Origin of the sequence: Bradyrhizobium viridifuturi (assembly GCF_001238275.1) — a bacterium.
In the GTDB taxonomy this organism is placed as follows: Bacteria; Pseudomonadota; Alphaproteobacteria; order Rhizobiales; family Xanthobacteraceae; genus Bradyrhizobium; species Bradyrhizobium viridifuturi.
Map to the genome: position 1 here is coordinate 108,735 of NZ_LGTB01000012.1, position 16,616 is coordinate 125,350.

The 16,616-nt window shown below is 65.8% G+C and carries 15 protein-coding genes and 1 pseudogene; 8 read left to right on the forward strand and 8 right to left on the reverse strand.

The window, feature by feature from the left end:
- Window positions 1-81: 81 nt before the first annotated feature.
- Both ALC15_RS13120 and ALC15_RS13125 read right to left on the reverse strand, forming a co-directional pair.
- Entirely contained in the window at window positions 82-759 is a 678-nt protein-coding gene (locus ALC15_RS13120; protein ID WP_050627576.1) for a P-loop NTPase family protein, read from the reverse strand.
- 94 nt (window positions 760-853) lie between these two features.
- A complete protein-coding gene (locus tag ALC15_RS13125; protein ID WP_050425943.1) occupies window positions 854-1,396 on the reverse strand; it encodes a CDP-alcohol phosphatidyltransferase family protein in 543 nt (180 codons plus the stop codon).
- 160 nt (window positions 1,397-1,556) lie between these two features.
- Between ALC15_RS13125 and purM the strand changes: the two are divergent.
- A pseudogene (gene purM / locus ALC15_RS13130) lies at window positions 1,557-2,629 on the forward strand (phosphoribosylformylglycinamidine cyclo-ligase).
- Window positions 2,626-3,276: a phosphoribosylglycinamide formyltransferase gene (purN, locus tag ALC15_RS13135; protein ID WP_050627577.1), complete on the forward strand. Its 651-nt coding sequence runs from the start codon at window positions 2,626-2,628 to the stop codon at window positions 3,274-3,276. The pseudogene purM and the gene purN overlap by 4 nt, the downstream one beginning before the upstream one ends.
- Before the next feature lie 80 nt (window positions 3,277-3,356).
- Here the strand turns inward: purN and ALC15_RS13140 are convergent, their stop codons facing one another.
- The 3 genes from ALC15_RS13140 to ALC15_RS13150 form a co-directional block, all read right to left on the reverse strand.
- A complete protein-coding gene (locus tag ALC15_RS13140; protein ID WP_021079877.1) occupies window positions 3,357-3,560 on the reverse strand; it encodes a cold-shock protein in 204 nt (67 codons plus the stop codon).
- Window positions 3,561-3,916: 356 nt separating this feature from the next.
- Window positions 3,917-5,065 carry a ribonuclease D gene (gene rnd / locus ALC15_RS13145; protein WP_050627578.1) on the reverse strand — a complete coding sequence of 383 codons (1,149 nt, stop codon included), beginning with the start codon at window positions 5,063-5,065 and terminating at the stop codon, window positions 3,917-3,919.
- A 246-nt stretch (window positions 5,066-5,311) separates the two neighbouring features.
- A complete protein-coding gene (locus tag ALC15_RS13150; RefSeq protein WP_050627579.1) occupies window positions 5,312-6,058 on the reverse strand; it encodes a helix-turn-helix domain-containing protein in 747 nt (248 codons plus the stop codon).
- Window positions 6,059-6,146: 88 nt separating this feature from the next.
- Between ALC15_RS13150 and mhpA the strand changes: the two genes are divergently transcribed.
- The 5 genes from mhpA to ALC15_RS13175 all read left to right on the forward strand — a co-directional run bounded on the left by mhpA (window position 6,147) and on the right by ALC15_RS13175 (window position 11,543).
- On the forward strand, window positions 6,147-7,640 hold the full coding sequence (mhpA, locus tag ALC15_RS13155; RefSeq protein ID WP_050627580.1) for a bifunctional 3-(3-hydroxy-phenyl)propionate/3-hydroxycinnamic acid hydroxylase MhpA: 1,494 nt from the start codon (window positions 6,147-6,149) through the stop codon (window positions 7,638-7,640).
- Entirely contained in the window at window positions 7,637-8,491 is an 855-nt protein-coding gene (locus ALC15_RS13160; protein ID WP_050627581.1) for a fumarylacetoacetate hydrolase family protein, read from the forward strand. Before mhpA ends, ALC15_RS13160 begins: the two co-directional genes overlap by 4 nt.
- A gap of 12 nt (window positions 8,492-8,503) precedes the next feature.
- Window positions 8,504-9,502, forward strand: a complete 999-nt coding sequence (locus ALC15_RS13165; protein ID WP_050627582.1) for a VOC family protein — start codon at window positions 8,504-8,506, stop codon at window positions 9,500-9,502.
- A 70-nt stretch (window positions 9,503-9,572) separates the two neighbouring features.
- On the forward strand, window positions 9,573-10,751 hold the full coding sequence (locus ALC15_RS13170) for an ABC transporter substrate-binding protein (protein ID WP_050627583.1): 1,179 nt from the start codon (window positions 9,573-9,575) through the stop codon (window positions 10,749-10,751).
- 93 nt (window positions 10,752-10,844) lie between these two features.
- Entirely contained in the window at window positions 10,845-11,543 is a 699-nt protein-coding gene (locus ALC15_RS13175) for a GNAT family protein (protein WP_128089511.1), read from the forward strand.
- A gap of 187 nt (window positions 11,544-11,730) precedes the next feature.
- On the opposite strand, the gene ALC15_RS13180 is transcribed toward ALC15_RS13175, so the two are convergent.
- From ALC15_RS13180 to ALC15_RS13190, 3 genes are all read right to left on the reverse strand, one after another.
- Window positions 11,731-12,885 (reverse strand): acyltransferase family protein, encoded by a 1,155-nt coding sequence (locus ALC15_RS13180; protein WP_050627633.1) that lies wholly within the window; start codon window positions 12,883-12,885, stop codon window positions 11,731-11,733.
- A 71-nt stretch (window positions 12,886-12,956) separates the two neighbouring features.
- Window positions 12,957-14,171, reverse strand: a complete 1,215-nt coding sequence (chrA, locus tag ALC15_RS13185; RefSeq protein ID WP_200914667.1) for a chromate efflux transporter — start codon at window positions 14,169-14,171, stop codon at window positions 12,957-12,959.
- A gap of 406 nt (window positions 14,172-14,577) precedes the next feature.
- The gene (locus tag ALC15_RS13190; protein ID WP_050627635.1) at window positions 14,578-15,477 is read right to left on the reverse strand and encodes a LysR family transcriptional regulator; all 900 of its coding nucleotides are present in this window, start codon (window positions 15,475-15,477) and stop codon (window positions 14,578-14,580) included.
- A 104-nt stretch (window positions 15,478-15,581) separates the two neighbouring features.
- Between ALC15_RS13190 and ALC15_RS13195 the strand changes: the two genes are divergently transcribed.
- A complete protein-coding gene (locus ALC15_RS13195) occupies window positions 15,582-16,571 on the forward strand; it encodes a zinc-dependent alcohol dehydrogenase family protein (protein WP_050627585.1) in 990 nt (329 codons plus the stop codon).
- The last annotated feature ends 45 nt before the right edge of the window (window positions 16,572-16,616 follow it).

Genomic DNA, 16,616 nt, shown 5'->3' on the forward strand with positions numbered 1-16,616 from the left:
CGCAGAGACCATGTGATATTGCGATGACGTTTCGATGACATTGATGTTCCGCCCGCCCGCGCCGTCAAGCCGCAGGTCAAATCAGGCGTCCCGCAACAGCTCCGCCGCCAGCGCCCGGGTGACCGGCCGGCCGAGCCGCAGCGCCTCGGTATCGAGCAGCTCGACCGCCTGCCGGACGGCGGTATAGGAGCGCTCGATCCGGTTGGTCAGGTAGCTGACCAGCGGCTCGTCCACGCTCATCTGGCGGTCGGCACAGAATTTGACGATCAGGCCGCGGAACAGCTGGTCGTCGGGCGGCAGCAGCGTCACGGTCGGCACGGCGCGAAGCCGCGACCGCAGGTCGCGCAGCTCGATCTCGAATGCCGACGGCGGGACGCGCGCCGTGATCAAAACGAAGGCATCGTCCTGGCGCGCCAGATTCATCAGATGAAACATCGCGCGCTCGTCGAAATCCGACGGCCGCAGATCCTCGACCACCAGTGCGCCGGTCGTAAGCGCCGTCGGCACTGCCTCGGCGGTCAGTGCATGCGCCGCGGTCGAGCGGGCGCCGGCGCTCTCGGCCCAGATCGCGGCGAGGTGGCTCTTGCCGGAGCCGTCGGGCCCGACCAGCAGCATGATTCGGTTCGGCCAGTCGGGCCAGCTGTCGATCAGTGCCAGCGCGGCTTCGTTGGCGGGCCCCTCGAGGAAATCGTCGCGGGTCAGTTTCTCCTCGTGCGGCAGGGCCAAGGCCAATTGACGAGGTTGAACGCTACCGGCCACGCAAGTCTCCAAACCACTTCATTCTAGCATGATCCCTGCGCAAACGCTTCGCGTTTGTCGCGGGAAAACCGGCTTCCACTTTTCCGGATCGTGCCTAGCGAGCCTCGATCGTGCTCATGTGCCGCACCCACTCCACGAGATAGAGGGACACCGAACCCAAAGTAAAGATCGTGACCAGGGCCATCAGGATCCAGTCGTACGGATGCGGCTCGAAGCCGAAGCCGAGCGAGGCCAGCACCAACGCCGCGAAGCCGACCTGCGCCACCGTGTTCAGCTTCGACACCATCAGCGGCTTCATCTCGACCGGCTTGTCGAACAACCATGACACAATCACGGCGGAGACGATCATGATGTCGCGCGACACCACGAGAATCACGATCCAGCGCGGCACTGCGCCCCAGATTCCGAGCGCGACATAGATCGACACCAGAAGCGCCTTGTCGGCGAGCGGGTCGAGCAGGGCGCCGAGCTCGCTCGTCATGTTGAAGCGCTTGGCGAGGAAACCGTCGACCGCGTCCGACACGCCTGCGATCACGAAGAGCGCAAATGCGATCTCCATCTGGCTGGACACGATGGCCCAGACGATCACCGGCACCAGGATGATGCGGCCGAGGGTAATGATGTTCGGAATGCTCAACTTGAATCGCTTCCCGGCTAGGAGCCTGATTTTACTCGATATCCGGCTCTTTTCAGCTGCCGCCTTGTGTTATCTACATAGTATCGCGGCAGCATCGCCGCGAGCCATTGCGCGGGGGCGGAATTCCTCGTAACCAGCCCCTGATCATCTGGAATTGGGCATGACCGAGCGCAAAAACGGGCTCACTTACGCGGATTCGGGCGTCGATATCGACGCCGGCAATCGTCTGGTCGATCTGATCAAGCCGATGGTACGGGCCACCGCACGGCCCGGCGCGGACGCGAGATCGGCGGATTCGGCGGGCTGTTCGACCTCAAGGCTGCGGGCTTCAAGGATCCTGTGCTGGTGGCCGCGACCGATGGCGTCGGCACCAAGCTGAAGATCGCGATCGAGACCGGCATCCATAGCGGCATCGGCATCGACCTGGTCGCGATGTCGGTCAATGACCTCGTCGTGCAGGGCGCGGAACCGCTGTTCTTCCTCGACTATTTCGCCTGCGGCAAGCTGCACCCGGAGGCCACCGCGCAGATCGTCGCTGGGATCGCCGAGGGCTGCCGCGAATCCGGCTGCGCGCTGATCGGTGGCGAGACCGCCGAGATGCCGGGCCTCTACAAGGATGGCGATTACGACCTCGGCGGCTTCGCGGTCGGCGCGGCCGAGCGCGGCACCCTGCTGCCGACCGGGGACATCGCGGCGGGCGACGCCGTGATCGGGCTTGCGTCCTCGGGCGTGCACTCCAACGGCTATTCGTTGGTGCGCAAGCTCGTCGAGCTGTCCGGCGTGGCCTATGACGCGCCGGCGCCGTTCGCGCCGGTCATGACGCTCGGTGCGGCGCTGCTGACGCCCACGAAGCTTTACGTGAAATCCTGCCTGCGCGCGATCCGCGACACCGGTGCGGTGAAGGGCCTCGCCCACATCACCGGCGGCGGCTTCACCGACAACATTCCGCGCGTGCTGCCGAAGCATCTCGGCGTCGGCATCGACCTGGCGCGGCTGCCGGTGCTGCCGGTGTTCAAATGGCTGGCCGAGCAGGGCGGCATCGCCGAGCTTGAGCTGCTGCGCACTTTCAACTGCGGCATCGGCATGATCGCGATCGTCAAGGCCGATGCGGTCGATGCGGTGACCGAAGCCTTCACCGCCGGCGGCGAGACCGTGACGCTGCTCGGCGAGGTGATCGAGGCCAAGGGTGAGCATCGGGTGGTCTATAACGGTCATCTCGATCTCTCGCGATGAAGCGCCGTACAGCCATCCTGATCTCCGGCCGCGGCTCCAACATGGCCGCGCTGATTGAGGCTGCGAAGGCTGCGGACTTTCCGGCCGAGATCGCGGTCGTGATCTCCAACCGCGCCGACGCGCCCGGGCTGGAGAAGGCCGCCGCGAGCGGCATTCCGACCGTCGTCATCGCAAGCAAGCCGTTCGGCAAGGATCGCGCCGGTTTCGAGGCGGTGCTGCAACAGGCACTCGACGACAACAAGGTCGAGCTGATCTGCCTCGGCGGCTTCATGCGGCTGTTCACCGCCGACTTCGCCCGGCACTGGTATGGCCGGATGCTCAACATCCATCCCTCGCTGCTGCCGTGTTTTCCGGGCCTCGATCCGCACGGCCAGGCGCTGCGTGCAGGGGTCAAGCTGTCCGGCGCGACGGTGCATTTCGTGATCCCGGAGACCGATGCCGGACCGATCGTGATGCAGGGTGCGGTCATGGTGGCTGACGACGACACGCCCGAGACGCTCGCCGCACGCGTGATCACCATCGAGCACCGCATCTATCCGGAGGCGCTGCGGCTTTTGGCGAGCGGCCGGCTCAAGCTCGACGGCGATCGCTGCAGCACGGAAGGCAGCACTGCAACCGACGGAACGCTGATCGCGCCGGCGCCCTAGTCTACGCTCGTGCCGCTGGAAAATCCCCCGGGTGATGCGGCCGGGGGAGGCATCAGGATGAATTCCGCCGACAGACGCGTTCAGTGAACCTTGAGGTTCTCTGCCGACGCCTTGCCGCGGTTCTCCACCAGCTCGTACTCGACGGTCTGGTTCTCGTTGAGTGTGCTGAGGCCTGCGCGTTCGACCGCCGAGATGTGGACGAACACATCCTTGTCGCCGACGGCCGGCTTGATGAACCCGTAACCTTTGGTCGGGTTGAACCATTTGACGGTACCCTTCGGCATCGTCTCTCTCCCAGTCTAGACATAAAAAAGACGCGGCCACGTTTTCCACGTGCCACGCCACAAGCGCGCTTTCCGCTGTCTGTTCAATTCCCGGGTCTTCAGATCCAAAGTCTTCAAGTCCGAAGTTTCGCCTGTCGAAGCCTTGTACGTCGAAGGCTTGTGTATTGAAGCCTTGGATATCAACGTCGTGAAACGCACAGTCGAACGGCCGCAATCCGATTGTGAAGGGATTGCAACACGAAAATTGCGCCTTAGCAAGCGCGGTGGTTTTGCCTGACGCAACCTCAGCCTGTGCCGATCGAACTCAAGGGCCAGCTATTCGGCCATTGGCCGACGGTCGGATGGAACCCGGTGCGCTAGCCCCGATCCACCCGCACCACGCGGCCCTTGTCGATCGCGAGCGCGAGCTGGCCGTGCTTGAGCTTGAGTGCCGCCTCGCCGAACAATTCGCGCCGCCAGCCGTGCAGGGCGCCGACCTCGGCCTGATCGTTGGCTGCGATCTGCTCGAGATCGTCGACGGTGGCGATCACCTTGCTGGCGACGCCGTGGCGCTCCGAGGTCATGCGCAGCAGCACCTTGAGCAGTTCGACGGTGGCCGCGCCGTTGGAATTGTTTCTCGGCTTTTCCAGCTTGGGCAGCGTCGCCTGGTCGCGGGCCAGCCCGCGCTGCACCGCGGCGATGATGTCGGCGCCCCATTTCGAGCGCTCGAAGCCCTTCGGCAGCGAGCGCAGGTTGCCGAGCTTCTCCAGCGAGGTCGGCGCATGGGTGGCGATGTCGCCGACCGCATCGTCCTTGAGCACGCGGGAACGCGGCACGTCGCGGCTCTGCGCCTCCTGCTCGCGCCAGGCCGCGACCTCGATCAGCACCGCGAGCTCGCGCGGCTTGCGCACGCGGGTCTTGAGCCGCTCCCAGGCACGCTCGGGATGGAAGTCGTAGGTTTTCGGCGAGGTCAGGATCTCCATCTCCTCGCTGACCCAGTCGCTGCGGTCGCGCTTGCGCAAATCGGCATCGAGCGCTGCGAACACTTCGCGCAGATGGGTGACGTCGGAGACCGCGTAATGCAGCTGCTCCTCGCTCAGCGGACGGCGCGACCAGTCGGTGAAGCGATGGGTCTTGTCGGGGCGGTGGCCGGTGACGCGATCGACCAGCTGGTCATAGGCGATGCTGTCGCCATAGCCGAGCACCATGGCCGCGACCTGGGTGTCGAAAATCGGATGCGGGATCGTGCCGGACAGGTGCCAGACGATTTCGATGTCCTGTCGCGCGGCGTGGAAAACCTTCAGCACGGCCTCGTTCGACATCAGTTCGAAGAACGGCTTGAGGTCGATGCCGGGCGCCAGTGCGTCGACCACGACGGCTTCATCCGCACTTGCCATCTGCACGACGCAGAGCAGGGGATAGTAGGTCGTCTCCCGCAGGAACTCGGTGTCGACGGTGATGACCTTGTGTTGGGCGAGCCGATCACAGGCGGCGGCGAGGTCGGAGGTCGTGCTAATCAGATCCATGAACTGTCCATGACGGCTTGACCACACGCGTTCTGCCGAAAGGGCAGCTATGTCAAGGGTCTTGCAGGGATTTTGGCCCTGCACGGGGTGAGGGACAGGGCTTTTTTGAATTGATTGGACGTGATTCGAGGGGGTTTTCGGCCTGATCCTGCCGCGAATTCGTCCGTCGTCCTGGCGAAAGCCAGGCAAACTTAGGAGGCCGAGAGGCCCCGCGTTCTCGCGACACGGGATCGGCGCCATCAAGACCTAACGCAGCCGGGCCTCGATATCGCGGATCGCCTGACGCAGTGGGCCGTGGCAGCGCGCGATCCCGTCCGCAGCGGTCAGCGCCTTGGTCATCCAGATGACCGAGGCGCAGCCGATCACCTGCCTGTCGCGGCGGATCGGCATCGCGATGGTGCCGGTGTGAGGCCAGATCCGGCCACCCTGGCGCACCGCATAGCCCCGGCGGCGGACGCGCAGGAGCTGCTTCTCGGTGGCGGCGCGATCCGTGAGCTCGCCTGACGTCTCCAGCAGATCGAGCAGCAGGGCGCGCTCGCGCGCTGCGGTGAATGCGAGGTAGGCGAGACCCGCGGAGCTCGCGAGCAGGGGAATGCGCACGCCAACCATGCTGCGATCGATCGACATCGGCGCGAAGCGATGGGTGGATTCGCGCACCACCATTCGCACGCCTTCGAGCGTCGTAACGTCACTCGGCCAGAGGATCTTGCGCGTGAGATCGAAGATCACGGGCGCCGCCGCGGCCCCGAGCCATTGCTCGTCCTCGAACCCGTCCGAGAGCTCGCGCACTTTCAGGAGTAACGTGAACCGGTCATCGGACCGGCTCTGCATGATGTAGCCGGTGTCGATCAGGGTTTTCAGCGAGCGATAGACCGTGGCCCGCGGCAGGCCGGTTTCCCGCGCCAGGGTCAGCGCGGTGGCGGATGCGTGGCGGTTCAGCGCGGCGAGCACGGCAAGGCCACGGCCGAGCGCGCGGATCGGTTTGACGTCCATCGATGTTCACCTGGTGAACAGAATTGCCATCGTCGTTGCACGGCTCACGACCGGCTGGCAAGCCTTATCGCAACGGAAAGGGAAACGCATGGACGGGCCGCAACGCGCGGAAGGGCTTTATGACGTCGCCATCATCGGGCTGGGCCCGGTCGGCGCCACGCTCGCCAATCTGCTGGCGGTTGACGGGCTCAGTGTGATCGCGCTCGAGCGCGAAGCCGAACCCTATGCGCTGCCCCGCGCCGTGCACTTCGACGACGAGGTGATGCGGGTGTTCCAGACTATTGGTCTGGCGGACGAGATATTGCCGTTCACCCACGTCTCCCCCGGCATGCATTTCGTCGATGGTGACGGGCGCCTTTTCCTCGACTGGTCGCGGCCGCTGGAGATCGGTCCGAACGGATGGAACATCAGCTATCGCTTCCACCAGCCCGAACTCGAGCGCGTGCTGCGGGCTGGCGCGCGGGCGCATGCATCCGTCAACATCCGCTTGCGCGCCGACGCCTTTGCGATCGATCAACGCAGCGATCACGTCGCGATCCGCTTTGAAAGCGTCGCCAATGGCAAGCTCGAGGAGGCGCGGGCGCGCTACGTCGTGGGTTGCGACGGCGCGCGCTCACTGGTCCGCCGGCTGATCGGTTCGGAGATGGACGATCTCGGCTTTCACGAGCCCTGGCTGGTGATCGACGCGATCCTGAAGCGGCCGATGCCGGAGCTCGGCGACTACAGCGTTCAGTTTTGCGACGCGCGCCGTCCAGCGACCTATGTCCGCAGCGTCGGCAATCGCCGACGTTGGGAAATCGCGATCATGCCGGATGACGATGCGCGGCGGATCACCGATCCGGAAAATGTCTGGAAGCTATTGGCGCGCTGGATCACTCCCGATGACGCCGACCTGGAGCGCGCGGCGGCCTACAGTTTTCATTCGGTCATTGCTTCGACCTGGCGCCGCGAGCGGTTGTTGATCGCCGGTGATGCCGCGCACCAGACCCCGCCGTTTCTCGGGCAGGGGATGTGCGCCGGCATTCGCGATGTGGCCAATCTGGCCTGGAAGCTCGGGCGGGTGATCCGTGGCGAGGCGAACAATGCCTTGCTGAACAGCTACCAGACTGAACGCCACCCGCACGTTCGCGAGTATGTCGAGCTTGCGGTCCGGCTCGGAAGCCTGATCAACGCGACGCGCAGCGAGGATCGGGAGGCGGACGCAGAACCACGACGGATGGCGACCATCAAGCCGCGGCTCGGACCGGGCCTGTTCCGGCGCGAGTGCGCCATTGCGGGCACGCCGGTCCCGCAGCCGATGCTCTCGACCGGACGCCGGCTCGACGATCACGTCGGATATCGGATTGCCGTGTTAGCGCGGCCGGACTTTCTGGATGGACTTGATCACGCGGCCCGCGACCGCTGCAGCCGGCGCGGCATCACCCTGGTCGCAGATGGCCAGGGTCCGCTTAGCGATTGGCTCGACAGCATCGGGGCGCATGCAGCGCTGGTTCGGCCGGATCGATACATTGTTGGTTTGGCGGAGACCCCGCAGCAATTGTCGGCGCTGGTCGACAGCATGAGCCAGGAGGATTTTGGATGAAACTCGCGTCGTTCTCGACCGCCGATGGAGGCGGCTATGGCTGCGTTGTCGGTGACGGCATCGTCACGCTGTCGACGGCATTTGGCGACCGCGCGCCGACCCTGCGCGATCTCCTCGCAGGCGGATTGCTTGGCGAGGCCGCTGCACTTGCAAAGGCATCGACGCCGGACCTTGCTTTGAGCGACGTCGCCTTCGAACCGGTCATCCCCAATCCCGACAAGATCATCTGCGTCGGCCTCAACTACCGCGACCACGTCGCCGAGACCGGCCGCACGGTCACGGACAAGCCGGCGCTGTTCGCGCGCTACGCCGGCAGCCAGATCGGCCATCTTGCGCCGCTGGTGAAGCCCAGGGCCTCCGACGAGTTCGACTACGAGGGCGAACTCGCCGTTATCATCGGCAGGGGCGGGCGGCACATCGCGCCGCATGCGGCGCTGGCGCATGTCGCGGGCTATGCCTGCTACAACGAGGGCAGCATCCGCGACTGGCAGCGTCACACCAGCCAGTTCCTCTCCGGCAAGACCTTCGCGGGCACCGGCGCATTCGGGCCGTGGATGGTGACAAGCGACGAGATCGCCGATCCCTCTAAGCTCAAGCTGGAGACGCGGATCAACGGGCAGGTGGTGCAGCACACCACGACGGATCTCCTGATCACCGATATCCCGCATTTGATCGCCTACATCTCGACCATCCTGCCGCTGGTGCCCGGCGACGTGATCGTGTCTGGCACGCCGGGCGGTGTCGGCGCCAAGCGCAACCCGCCGCTCTGGATGAGGCCCGGCGACGTCGCCGAGGTCGAAATCTCGGGGATCGGCGTGCTGCGCAATCCGGTGGTGGCGGAAGCGATGTGACGGGAGGGAGCCATGGAAACTGCATCGGAAATCAACGCGCTCGGCTATATCGGCATCCAGTCGCAGCGGCTCGAGGACTGGTCCGGCTTCGCGACCAGGCTGCTCGGCATGCACCCGGTCGATCGTGGCGGCGGCACGCGTGCCTTCCGGATGGACGACCGGAAGCAGCGCCTGGTGGTGAGCGATCGCGACGGCGACGATGCCGGCTTCTTCGGATGGGAGGTCGCTGATGCCGCCGCGCTTGAACGGCTGGCGGCACGGCTGGAGCGGCACGGCACCGCGGTTCATCGCGGCACCCGTCAGCTCGCGGACGAACGGCACGTCGCCTATCTGATCAGCTTTCGCGACCCCGCCGGCAATCCGATGGAGGTTTTCCACGGCCCTGCGATCGCGGACACGCCGTTCGCGCCGGCGCGGCCCATCTCGGGATTCAAGACCGGGCCGCTCGGCATGGGCCATGTCGTGCTGAATGTCGAGGACGTCGAACCGCTGTTGCCGTTCTATCGCGATCTGCTCGGCTTCAGGGTCAGCGACTACGGGCTGACGCCGTACAAACTGTATTTCTTCCACGTCAACGGCCGTCACCACAGCTTTGCGATGGTCGGCTCAGGCCGGCGCGGGCTGCATCACTTCATGGTCGAACTCTACAGCCTCGACGACGTCGGACAGGGCTACGATCTGGCGCAACTCGACGAGGGCCGGGTCGCCTTCACGCTCGGCCGGCACACCAACGATTTCGTGACCTCGTTCTACGCCACGACGCCCTCTGGCTTCTTCGTCGAATATGGCTGGGGCGGCCGCGTCATCGATCCCGCCACCTGGCAGCCGCACGAGACCTTCGACGGCCCAAGCTTCTGGGGCCACGACCGGCTCTACATGGAGCCGGAGAGCCGCGCGCGTCTGCGCGAGATGCGGCTGTCGGCCGCCGCGCGCGGCGTGCGCGCGCCGGTGCCGGATTGTCCGTGGCTCGACGCGGTGACCGGGCGCGGCACATCAGTCCAGAAAACATAAGACAGGGGAGGCACTGATGGCCGGGAAACCAAGCCTGATCGTCCGATTGCTGGGTGGCGCAATACTGCCGATGCTCGCAATTGTGGCGCTGTCGGGCAGCGCGTCGGCCGAGATCAAGGGCGATGCAATCCGCGTCGGCGTGCTGACCGACATGAGCGGCATCTTCGCAACCGCGATGGGGCCGGGCTCGGTCGAGGCGGCGCGGATGGCTGCCGAGGATTTCGACGGCAAGATCAACGGCAAGCCGATCGAGATCCTGCAGGCCGACCACCAGAACAAGGCCGACGTGGCGTCGGCAATCGCGCGGCGCTGGTTCGACCGCGAGGGCGTTCAGGCCATCGCCGACGGCGGCAGTTCCGGCGCGGCGCTCGCCGTGCAGGAACTGGTGCGCGAGAACAAGCGGGTGTTCCTGGTCTCGGGCGCGGGCGCCGTCGAGCTGACGGAGAAGGCCTGCGCGCCGACCAGCGTGCAGTGGACGCATGATGCGGCTTCGACGGCCAATGCGGTCGTCGCCGGCGTGTCGAAGACCGTGCAAGGTTCGTGGTTCTTCATCACCGCGGACTATGCGTTCGGGCACGCGGTGGAGGCGATCGCGCGGGCCAAGCTCGACAAGCTCGGCGTCAAGGTCGCCGGCAGCGTCAAGACCGCGCTCAACACCGCTGATTTCGCTTCCTTCCTGCTGCAGGCGCAGGCCAGTGGCGCCAAGGTGCTGGCGCTGAACGCGGCTGGCGACAATGTCACGATCATGAAGCAGGCACAGGAGTTCGGTTTCGCGCAGCAGGGCATCGCGGTGGTTCCGATGACGTTCCAGAACGTCGACATCGTTGCTGCCGGGCTGTCGGTCACGCAGGGCGACCTGATCGCGACCAGTTTCTTCGAGGACGTTTCGCCGGCGGCGCGCAAATGGGCCGATGCGTTCTTTGCCCGGCGCAAGGCGATGCCGTCGCAGATCCAGGCCGGGGTCTATTCGGCCGTCCGGCACTATCTGCAGGCGGTGAAGGACACGAATTCAGACGACGGCGAGATCGTCATGGCGAAGATGAAGGCGACGCCGGTGGCGGACGCCTATACGCCGCAGGGGACGATCCGCGCGGACCAGCGCATGGTGCACGACCTCTATCTCGTGCAGGTCAAGACACCAGCGGAATCGAAGGGGCCGTGGGACGTGGCCAAGCTCGTCACCACGATCCAGCCGGACGAGGCGTTTCGCTCGCTCGAGGAGAGTAAGTGCCCGTTGGTGGGGCGGTGAGAACTGCGATCGGCGCGTTCCGACTTGAGAGGCGAGTCACGGGTGCCGTAACATAAGACGGCAACCGGAAGTCGAATTGAAGTAGGAGCCGCCGTGATCGCGACACAGCCAGAGGCTGTTACCAGTGACTTGTTTCCAATCGCGTCCGATGTCCCGGAGCCTCGCCGCGATAGCGTGCTCGACGACATCAATAGCATCATCGAAACCAATTGGCTGACAGCGGAGAGATTCTGGTCGCGCCAGCACTCGCCGTTCAAACCGGACCACGGCCTAGTTCTGCTTCATGACGGCGGTACATGCGTGGCCTACATGATCATCCAGCGTCTGGCCGTTGACGGCACGCCGGTCATCTATCTGTCGGGCACCGCAGTCCGCGACACCTATCGCGGCAGTGGTTTCTTCAAGCGGATGTTCGAGACCGCGATGGCGGCGGAGTTCGCCGACCCGGCGGCGCCGGCAGAATTCTGCCTGTGCTGGCGGACGCGAAATCCCGTCATCTACGTCCTGGGCCGCGCGCAATGCCGCAGCGTTGTGCCGGCCATTCCGGCCACAACGCACCCGGATGGTCTCGACGAGCTTTGTCTCAGGCTGGCCGCAATCTTGTACCCTCGTCAGGCCATCGAGACAGCGACGATGGCGATGCGCGGCGCCTATGGCCGGCTGCGCTATCGCGACGAGCCGACGACCCAGACATCACCGGACGTCGACCGATGGTTCGCACAGACCATTCCCGACAGCGCCGACGCGGTGTTTTGCGCCGGATGGGCTGGTAATCGCTGGTCGCGACGCTGAGCAGAAGCTGCTGCCGTGAGTGACGAAGGACGCTCTTCTTCAGTTCGCCATTCCGGGGCAGCCCGAAGGGCTGAGCCCGGAATCCATTGGGCCGCAAACCGCGTAGATCAATGGAGTCCGGGCTCTCGCTTCGCGAGCCTCGGAATGACGTGGGAGGTTGCCGTGCGGACTTGCGCCATCCGGCACATCAATGATTGGCGATCCGCCCGGCCTCGGCCGGCGCGGCGATGCTGCCCGGGTTGAGCCGCGCGTCGCCGGCGCGAATGCGCGACGGCCATCCATATCGTGAGGCCAGCGTCGTGAGCCCGTCCCTGACGCGGTAATGTGCGGGAGCTTCGAGGAAGCGCCAGACGAACCACGCCAGCACCACCATGCCGGCCACGACAAGCGTGGTCGAGAGCGCATTCGGCGCGGGGGTGATCAGCAGCAGGATCACGTAGCCGAGCTGCAGGTGCAGCAGATAGAGCGGATAGGTGATGCCGCCCACCGCCCGGACGACGCTGTCCGGCAGCAGCACGGACTTGATCCGGGTGGCGGCGAACACGATGGCGAGCGAGACGATGCAGATCGCCGCCACGACGCGCGGATCGAAGCTGCCGTGGGTGTGGACGCCGAGTCGCTCCAGCTTGTGCACGGCCTGGAACGTCGCCGTTCCCATCGCCAGCGTCAGCAGGCTGTAGAGTCTCATGTCGCGCCGTCCGCGGTAATGCTCATAGATCAAGAGGCCAACGGCGAAGAAGCCGCTGTCGTCGGCCATGAAGAGCTTCTCGAACAGCGGGACATCCAGCGTCAGCTCGTTGGCGAAGGTGATGGCGATCCACACCACGATGATGGTGTCGATCCGCCGTGGGAATACGCCCCAGGCCAGGAACAGCGCGACCCAGGCGTAGAACACGACCTCGATCACCAGCGACCAATAGGCGTCGTCCATGTAGGGCTGACCGAGCATCGGCGCGGCGATGATCAGGTTCGCCAGCCACTGTCCCCAGGTCACCTGAAACCAGGGGCGGCCCAGGAGAAGGGTCACCAGGAAGGTCAACGTCATGCAGATGACGAAGGTCGGATAGATCCTGCTGAAGCGGGCGATCGCGAAGCCGACCGGCGTGCGGCCTTCCGCCGAATAGGCGATGACGAAGCCCGAGATCGCGAAGAAAACGGGAACGCCGAGGAAGCCGTACTGGGCGACCGGGGCGAGGTAGGGCATCGCCACCTTCTGAACCCCGTGCGATGCAGTGCCCCAGAAGCCGTAATGGTACAGGATCACGGCCCCGACCGCGGCGAGCCGCAGCAGGTCCAGCACAGGAACCCGGGTCGGATCCGGTTGTTTGGCAACGCTCGGCATACGCCTGTTATCATGGCGGCGAGGCATGAAGGCGTTCTTAATCCGGCCGGCGAGGCGGCCGGCACGGCCGTTCACGATTGCAGGAGCCCGGCGGCGATGCCGGCGGCGGCGCTGAGGACGACCACCGCGAGCGGCGGCGCCCGCCAGGCCGTGAGCAGCACGAAACCGGCCAGCGCGATGCCGAAATCGAGCGGACGCTGCACGCTGCTGGTCCAGACCGGATTGTAGAGCGCTGCACCGAGGATGCCGACCACGGCGGCGTTGACGCCGCGCATCATCGCCTGTGCCGTGGCCTGCTTGCGGAAGCTGTCCCAGAACGGCAGTGCGGCGAGCAGGACCAGGATTCCCGGGATGAAGATACCGATCAGGCCTGTGACCGCGCCCGGCAGTCCGCCGATCACGGCGCCGAGATAGGCGGCGAAGGTGAACAGCGGGCCCGGCACGGCCTGTGCGGCGCCGTAGCCGGTCAGGAACGCATCGTCGCCGATCCAGCCCGGCGTCACCACAGCTTCGCGCAGCAGCGGCAGCACGACGTGACCGCCGCCGAACACCAGCGCGCCGGAGCGGTAGAACGCCTCGAACAGGCCGAGGCCGGGCCAGGTCCGGGCGAGCAGCGGCAACCCGACCAGCAGGGCAAGGAACAGGATCAGCGCTGCGACGCCAACACGCCGCGACACCGGCATCGCAATATGGGTGGCGCCATTGGCGGTTTGCGCCCGGCAGAACCAGAGCCCGGCGATGGCGCCGAGCACGATGGCGCCGATCTGCGCGATCGACGAGGCGCTCGTCAGAATGACCAGCGCCGCCACCGTCGCAATCGATGCGCGCTCACGGTCGGGACAGAGCGAGCGCGCCATGCCCCAGACGGCCTGGGCCACGATTGCGACTGCGACCAGCTTGAGGCCATGCACCAGTCCGACGCCGGCCGGTCCGCTCAATCCGCCCGCGCCATAGGCAAACAGCACCAGCGCAATCGCCGACGGCAGCGTGAAGCCGGTCCAGGCCGCCAGCGCGCCGAGATAGCCCGCGCGCATCAGCCCGAGCGAAAAGCCGACCTGGCTGCTCGCCGGGCCCGGCAGGAATTGGCAGAGCGCGACCAGATCGGCATAGGCCTGCTCGTCGAGCCAGCGCCGGCGGGTGACGAACTCGTCGCGGAAATAGCCGATATGGGCGATCGGTCCGCCGAAGCAACTGACGCCGAGCTTGAGGAAGATCAGCAGCACCTCGAGCGGCGAATGCGCGGCGGCGGGCGTCGTGTTCGAGTGCTGGATGTCGGTGTCGTTCAAGCGCGGTCAATTCCCTGGCTTACGTCCCGCGTGAGGACTCATCAGGGCAACGATATCGCGATTTGGTGACGCCTGAGCGCGATATTATCTGCCTACAGCGAAATACATGGGCGCCGTGCGACCGATACGCCGGTAGCCATCGCGATGGCTCACTCGTAGCGCATGTTCTTCGATGGCCGGCGCGCCGCAGGCATCGCCAGAACGACCAGACACAGCGCGATCATCGCGAGCCCCATAAATTCAAATGCAAATGCGTCCACGGGCCGTTCTCCCCCATCAGAAACAGTTAGACTTGTTGGGGGAGCGTTGACGCGCTGTTAAGCCTTATGGTTACCGCCGCGAGCCTCCCGGCATGGTGCAGGGTGAGTTAACGCTCACGACGCGGCATCGCAGAACCGAGTGCACGCTAGGCCACGAGCTTCGGCAGCGCGGCGGCGAGCGCGTCGACCGCAAGGCGGACCTTGAGCGGCAGGCGCGGTGTCGGCAGCCACAGCGCGTGGCAGTCATAGGGCAGTTCACCTTCGTTGCCGAGAACGCGGACCAGCGCGCCGCGTTCGAGGCGTTCGCGCACCAGCCAGGACGGCAACCACGCCAGCCCCATGCCGCGCGCGGCGGCGTCGGCGATCGCTTCGAGATCGTCGAACTTGTGGCGGCCTGCCGGCCAGACCTCGTGCGGGGGCTGACCATCGCGCGGGAACAGCCATGGGCGAAGCCGCCCGGAGCGGCGATAGACCAGCGCCTGGTGCCGGCCGAGTTCGTCGAGCGTTCGCGGCCTGCCATGCGCCTTCAGATAGGCGCGTGAGCCGCACACCACCATGCGTTGGCGCGCGATGCGCCGCGTGATCACGCTCGCCTGCTCGGTGAGCTCGCCGGTCCTGATCGCAAGGTCGTAGCCGCCCTCCATCAGATCGGCGACCGGGTCGCCGAACGAGAGATCGAGCTCCAGCGCCGGATATTTCTGCGCCAGCTTGAGCAGCAGCGGCGCCACACAGTGCCGGCCGAGCAGCGTCGGCATCGTCACCCGCAGCCGCCCACGCGGTTCCGATAGTTGATCTGCCGCGATGGCGTCGGCGGCTTCCGCCTCGGCAAGCACGGCGCGGCAGCGCTCGTAATAGGCCTGTCCGAGCTCGGTCAAGCTTTGACGCCGCGTGGTGCGGTGGATCAGGCGAACGCCGAGCCGCTGTTCGAGGAAGCTGACATGCTTGCCGACCATCGGGCCGGACATCTCGAGCGCGTCGGCCGCGGCCGCGAACGAGCCGAGATCGGCTGCCCTGAGAAAGACAGCCATGCTGGTCAGGCGATCCATCATTCGAAACTCCCAGTTTTGACTGTTCAGTCTGCGCGATGATTTATCCGCTGAATTTGTCCCGGCATAGCTCCATTCAATTTAACTGTTTTGGAGTGTCGCCGATGGCGCGTGTCGTTCGTTTTCACCAGCTCGGTGGTCCCGAGGTGCTGCGGATCGAGGATGTGGCGATCGCGCCGCCCGCGCGCGGCGAGGTCCAGATCCGGATCAAGGCGCTCGGACTGAACCGCGCCGAGGCCCTGATGCGCAGCGGGACCTATATCGAGACGCCGCGGCTGCCGTCCGGACTAGGCCTCGAGGCCGCCGGCCTCGTCGAGGCGGTCGGCGAGGGCGTCGGCGGTTTCGCGCCGGGGGATGCCGTCAGCATCGTGCCGCCGATCTCGATGGCGCGATGGCCGGCCTATGCCGAGCTCGCGTCGTTTCCGGCCGAGCTGGTCGTCAAGCATCCGCCGGCGCTGGGGTTCGAGACGGCGGCTGCGGTGTGGATGCAATACCTGACGGCCTATGGCGCCCTGATCGATATTGCGAAGCTTGGCCGCGGGGAGTTCGCCGTGATCACGGCGGCATCGAGCAGCGTCGGGCTTGCCGCGATCCAGATCGCCAACCGCGTCGGTGCGATCCCGATCGCGGTCACGCGGACCTCCGCAAAGGCGCAGGCCCTGCGCGATGCCGGCGCCGCGCATGTGATCGCGTCCGCGGAGGAGGACCTGCAATCAAGGCTGGAGCAGATCGCGGGGCGGGACGGCGTTCGCGTGGTGCTCGACCCGGTCGGCGGCCCCGTCTTCGTGCCGCTGACAGCGGCGATGGCGCATGGCGGCATCCTGATCGAGTATGGTGGGCTCAGCTCCGAGCCGACGCCGTTTCCGCTGTTCACGGCGCTGAGCAAGAGCCTGATTCTGCGCGGTTACCGTGTGCACGAGATCGTTCAGGATCTCGCGCGGCTCGCCGCGGCGAAGGCGTTCATCCTCGACGGGCTTGCGGACGGCGCGCTGAAGCCGATCATCGCGCGGACGTTTGCGTTCGAGGAGATCGTCGAGGCGCACCGGTATCTGGAGTCGAACGTGCAGTTCGGGAAGATCGTGGTGACGGTGTAAGTAGGGATCGTAGGATGGGTAGAGCGAAGCGAAACACATCGTCCC

Excerpts from the sequence above, each read along its gene's own strand:
- ALC15_RS13165 (WP_050627582.1), top strand. The coding sequence starts at position 8,504 with ATGGAAACTGCATCGGAAATCAACGCGCTCGGCTATATCGGCATCCAG.
- ALC15_RS13150 (WP_050627579.1), bottom strand. The coding sequence starts at position 6,058 with ATGGACGTCAAACCGATCCGCGCGCTCGGCCGTGGCCTTGCCGTGCTC.
- ALC15_RS13195 (WP_050627585.1), top strand. The coding sequence starts at position 15,582 with ATGGCGCGTGTCGTTCGTTTTCACCAGCTCGGTGGTCCCGAGGTGCTG.
- purN (WP_050627577.1), top strand. The coding sequence starts at position 2,626 with ATGAAGCGCCGTACAGCCATCCTGATCTCCGGCCGCGGCTCCAACATG.
- mhpA (WP_050627580.1), top strand. The coding sequence starts at position 6,147 with ATGGACGGGCCGCAACGCGCGGAAGGGCTTTATGACGTCGCCATCATC.
- ALC15_RS13180 (WP_050627633.1), bottom strand. The coding sequence starts at position 12,885 with ATGCCGAGCGTTGCCAAACAACCGGATCCGACCCGGGTTCCTGTGCTG.
- ALC15_RS13190 (WP_050627635.1), bottom strand. The coding sequence starts at position 15,477 with ATGGATCGCCTGACCAGCATGGCTGTCTTTCTCAGGGCAGCCGATCTC.
- rnd (WP_050627578.1), bottom strand. The coding sequence starts at position 5,065 with ATGGATCTGATTAGCACGACCTCCGACCTCGCCGCCGCCTGTGATCGG.
- ALC15_RS13160 (WP_050627581.1), top strand. The coding sequence starts at position 7,637 with ATGAAACTCGCGTCGTTCTCGACCGCCGATGGAGGCGGCTATGGCTGC.
- ALC15_RS13170 (WP_050627583.1), top strand. The coding sequence starts at position 9,573 with ATGCTCGCAATTGTGGCGCTGTCGGGCAGCGCGTCGGCCGAGATCAAG.
- ALC15_RS13140 (WP_021079877.1), bottom strand. The coding sequence starts at position 3,560 with ATGCCGAAGGGTACCGTCAAATGGTTCAACCCGACCAAAGGTTACGGG.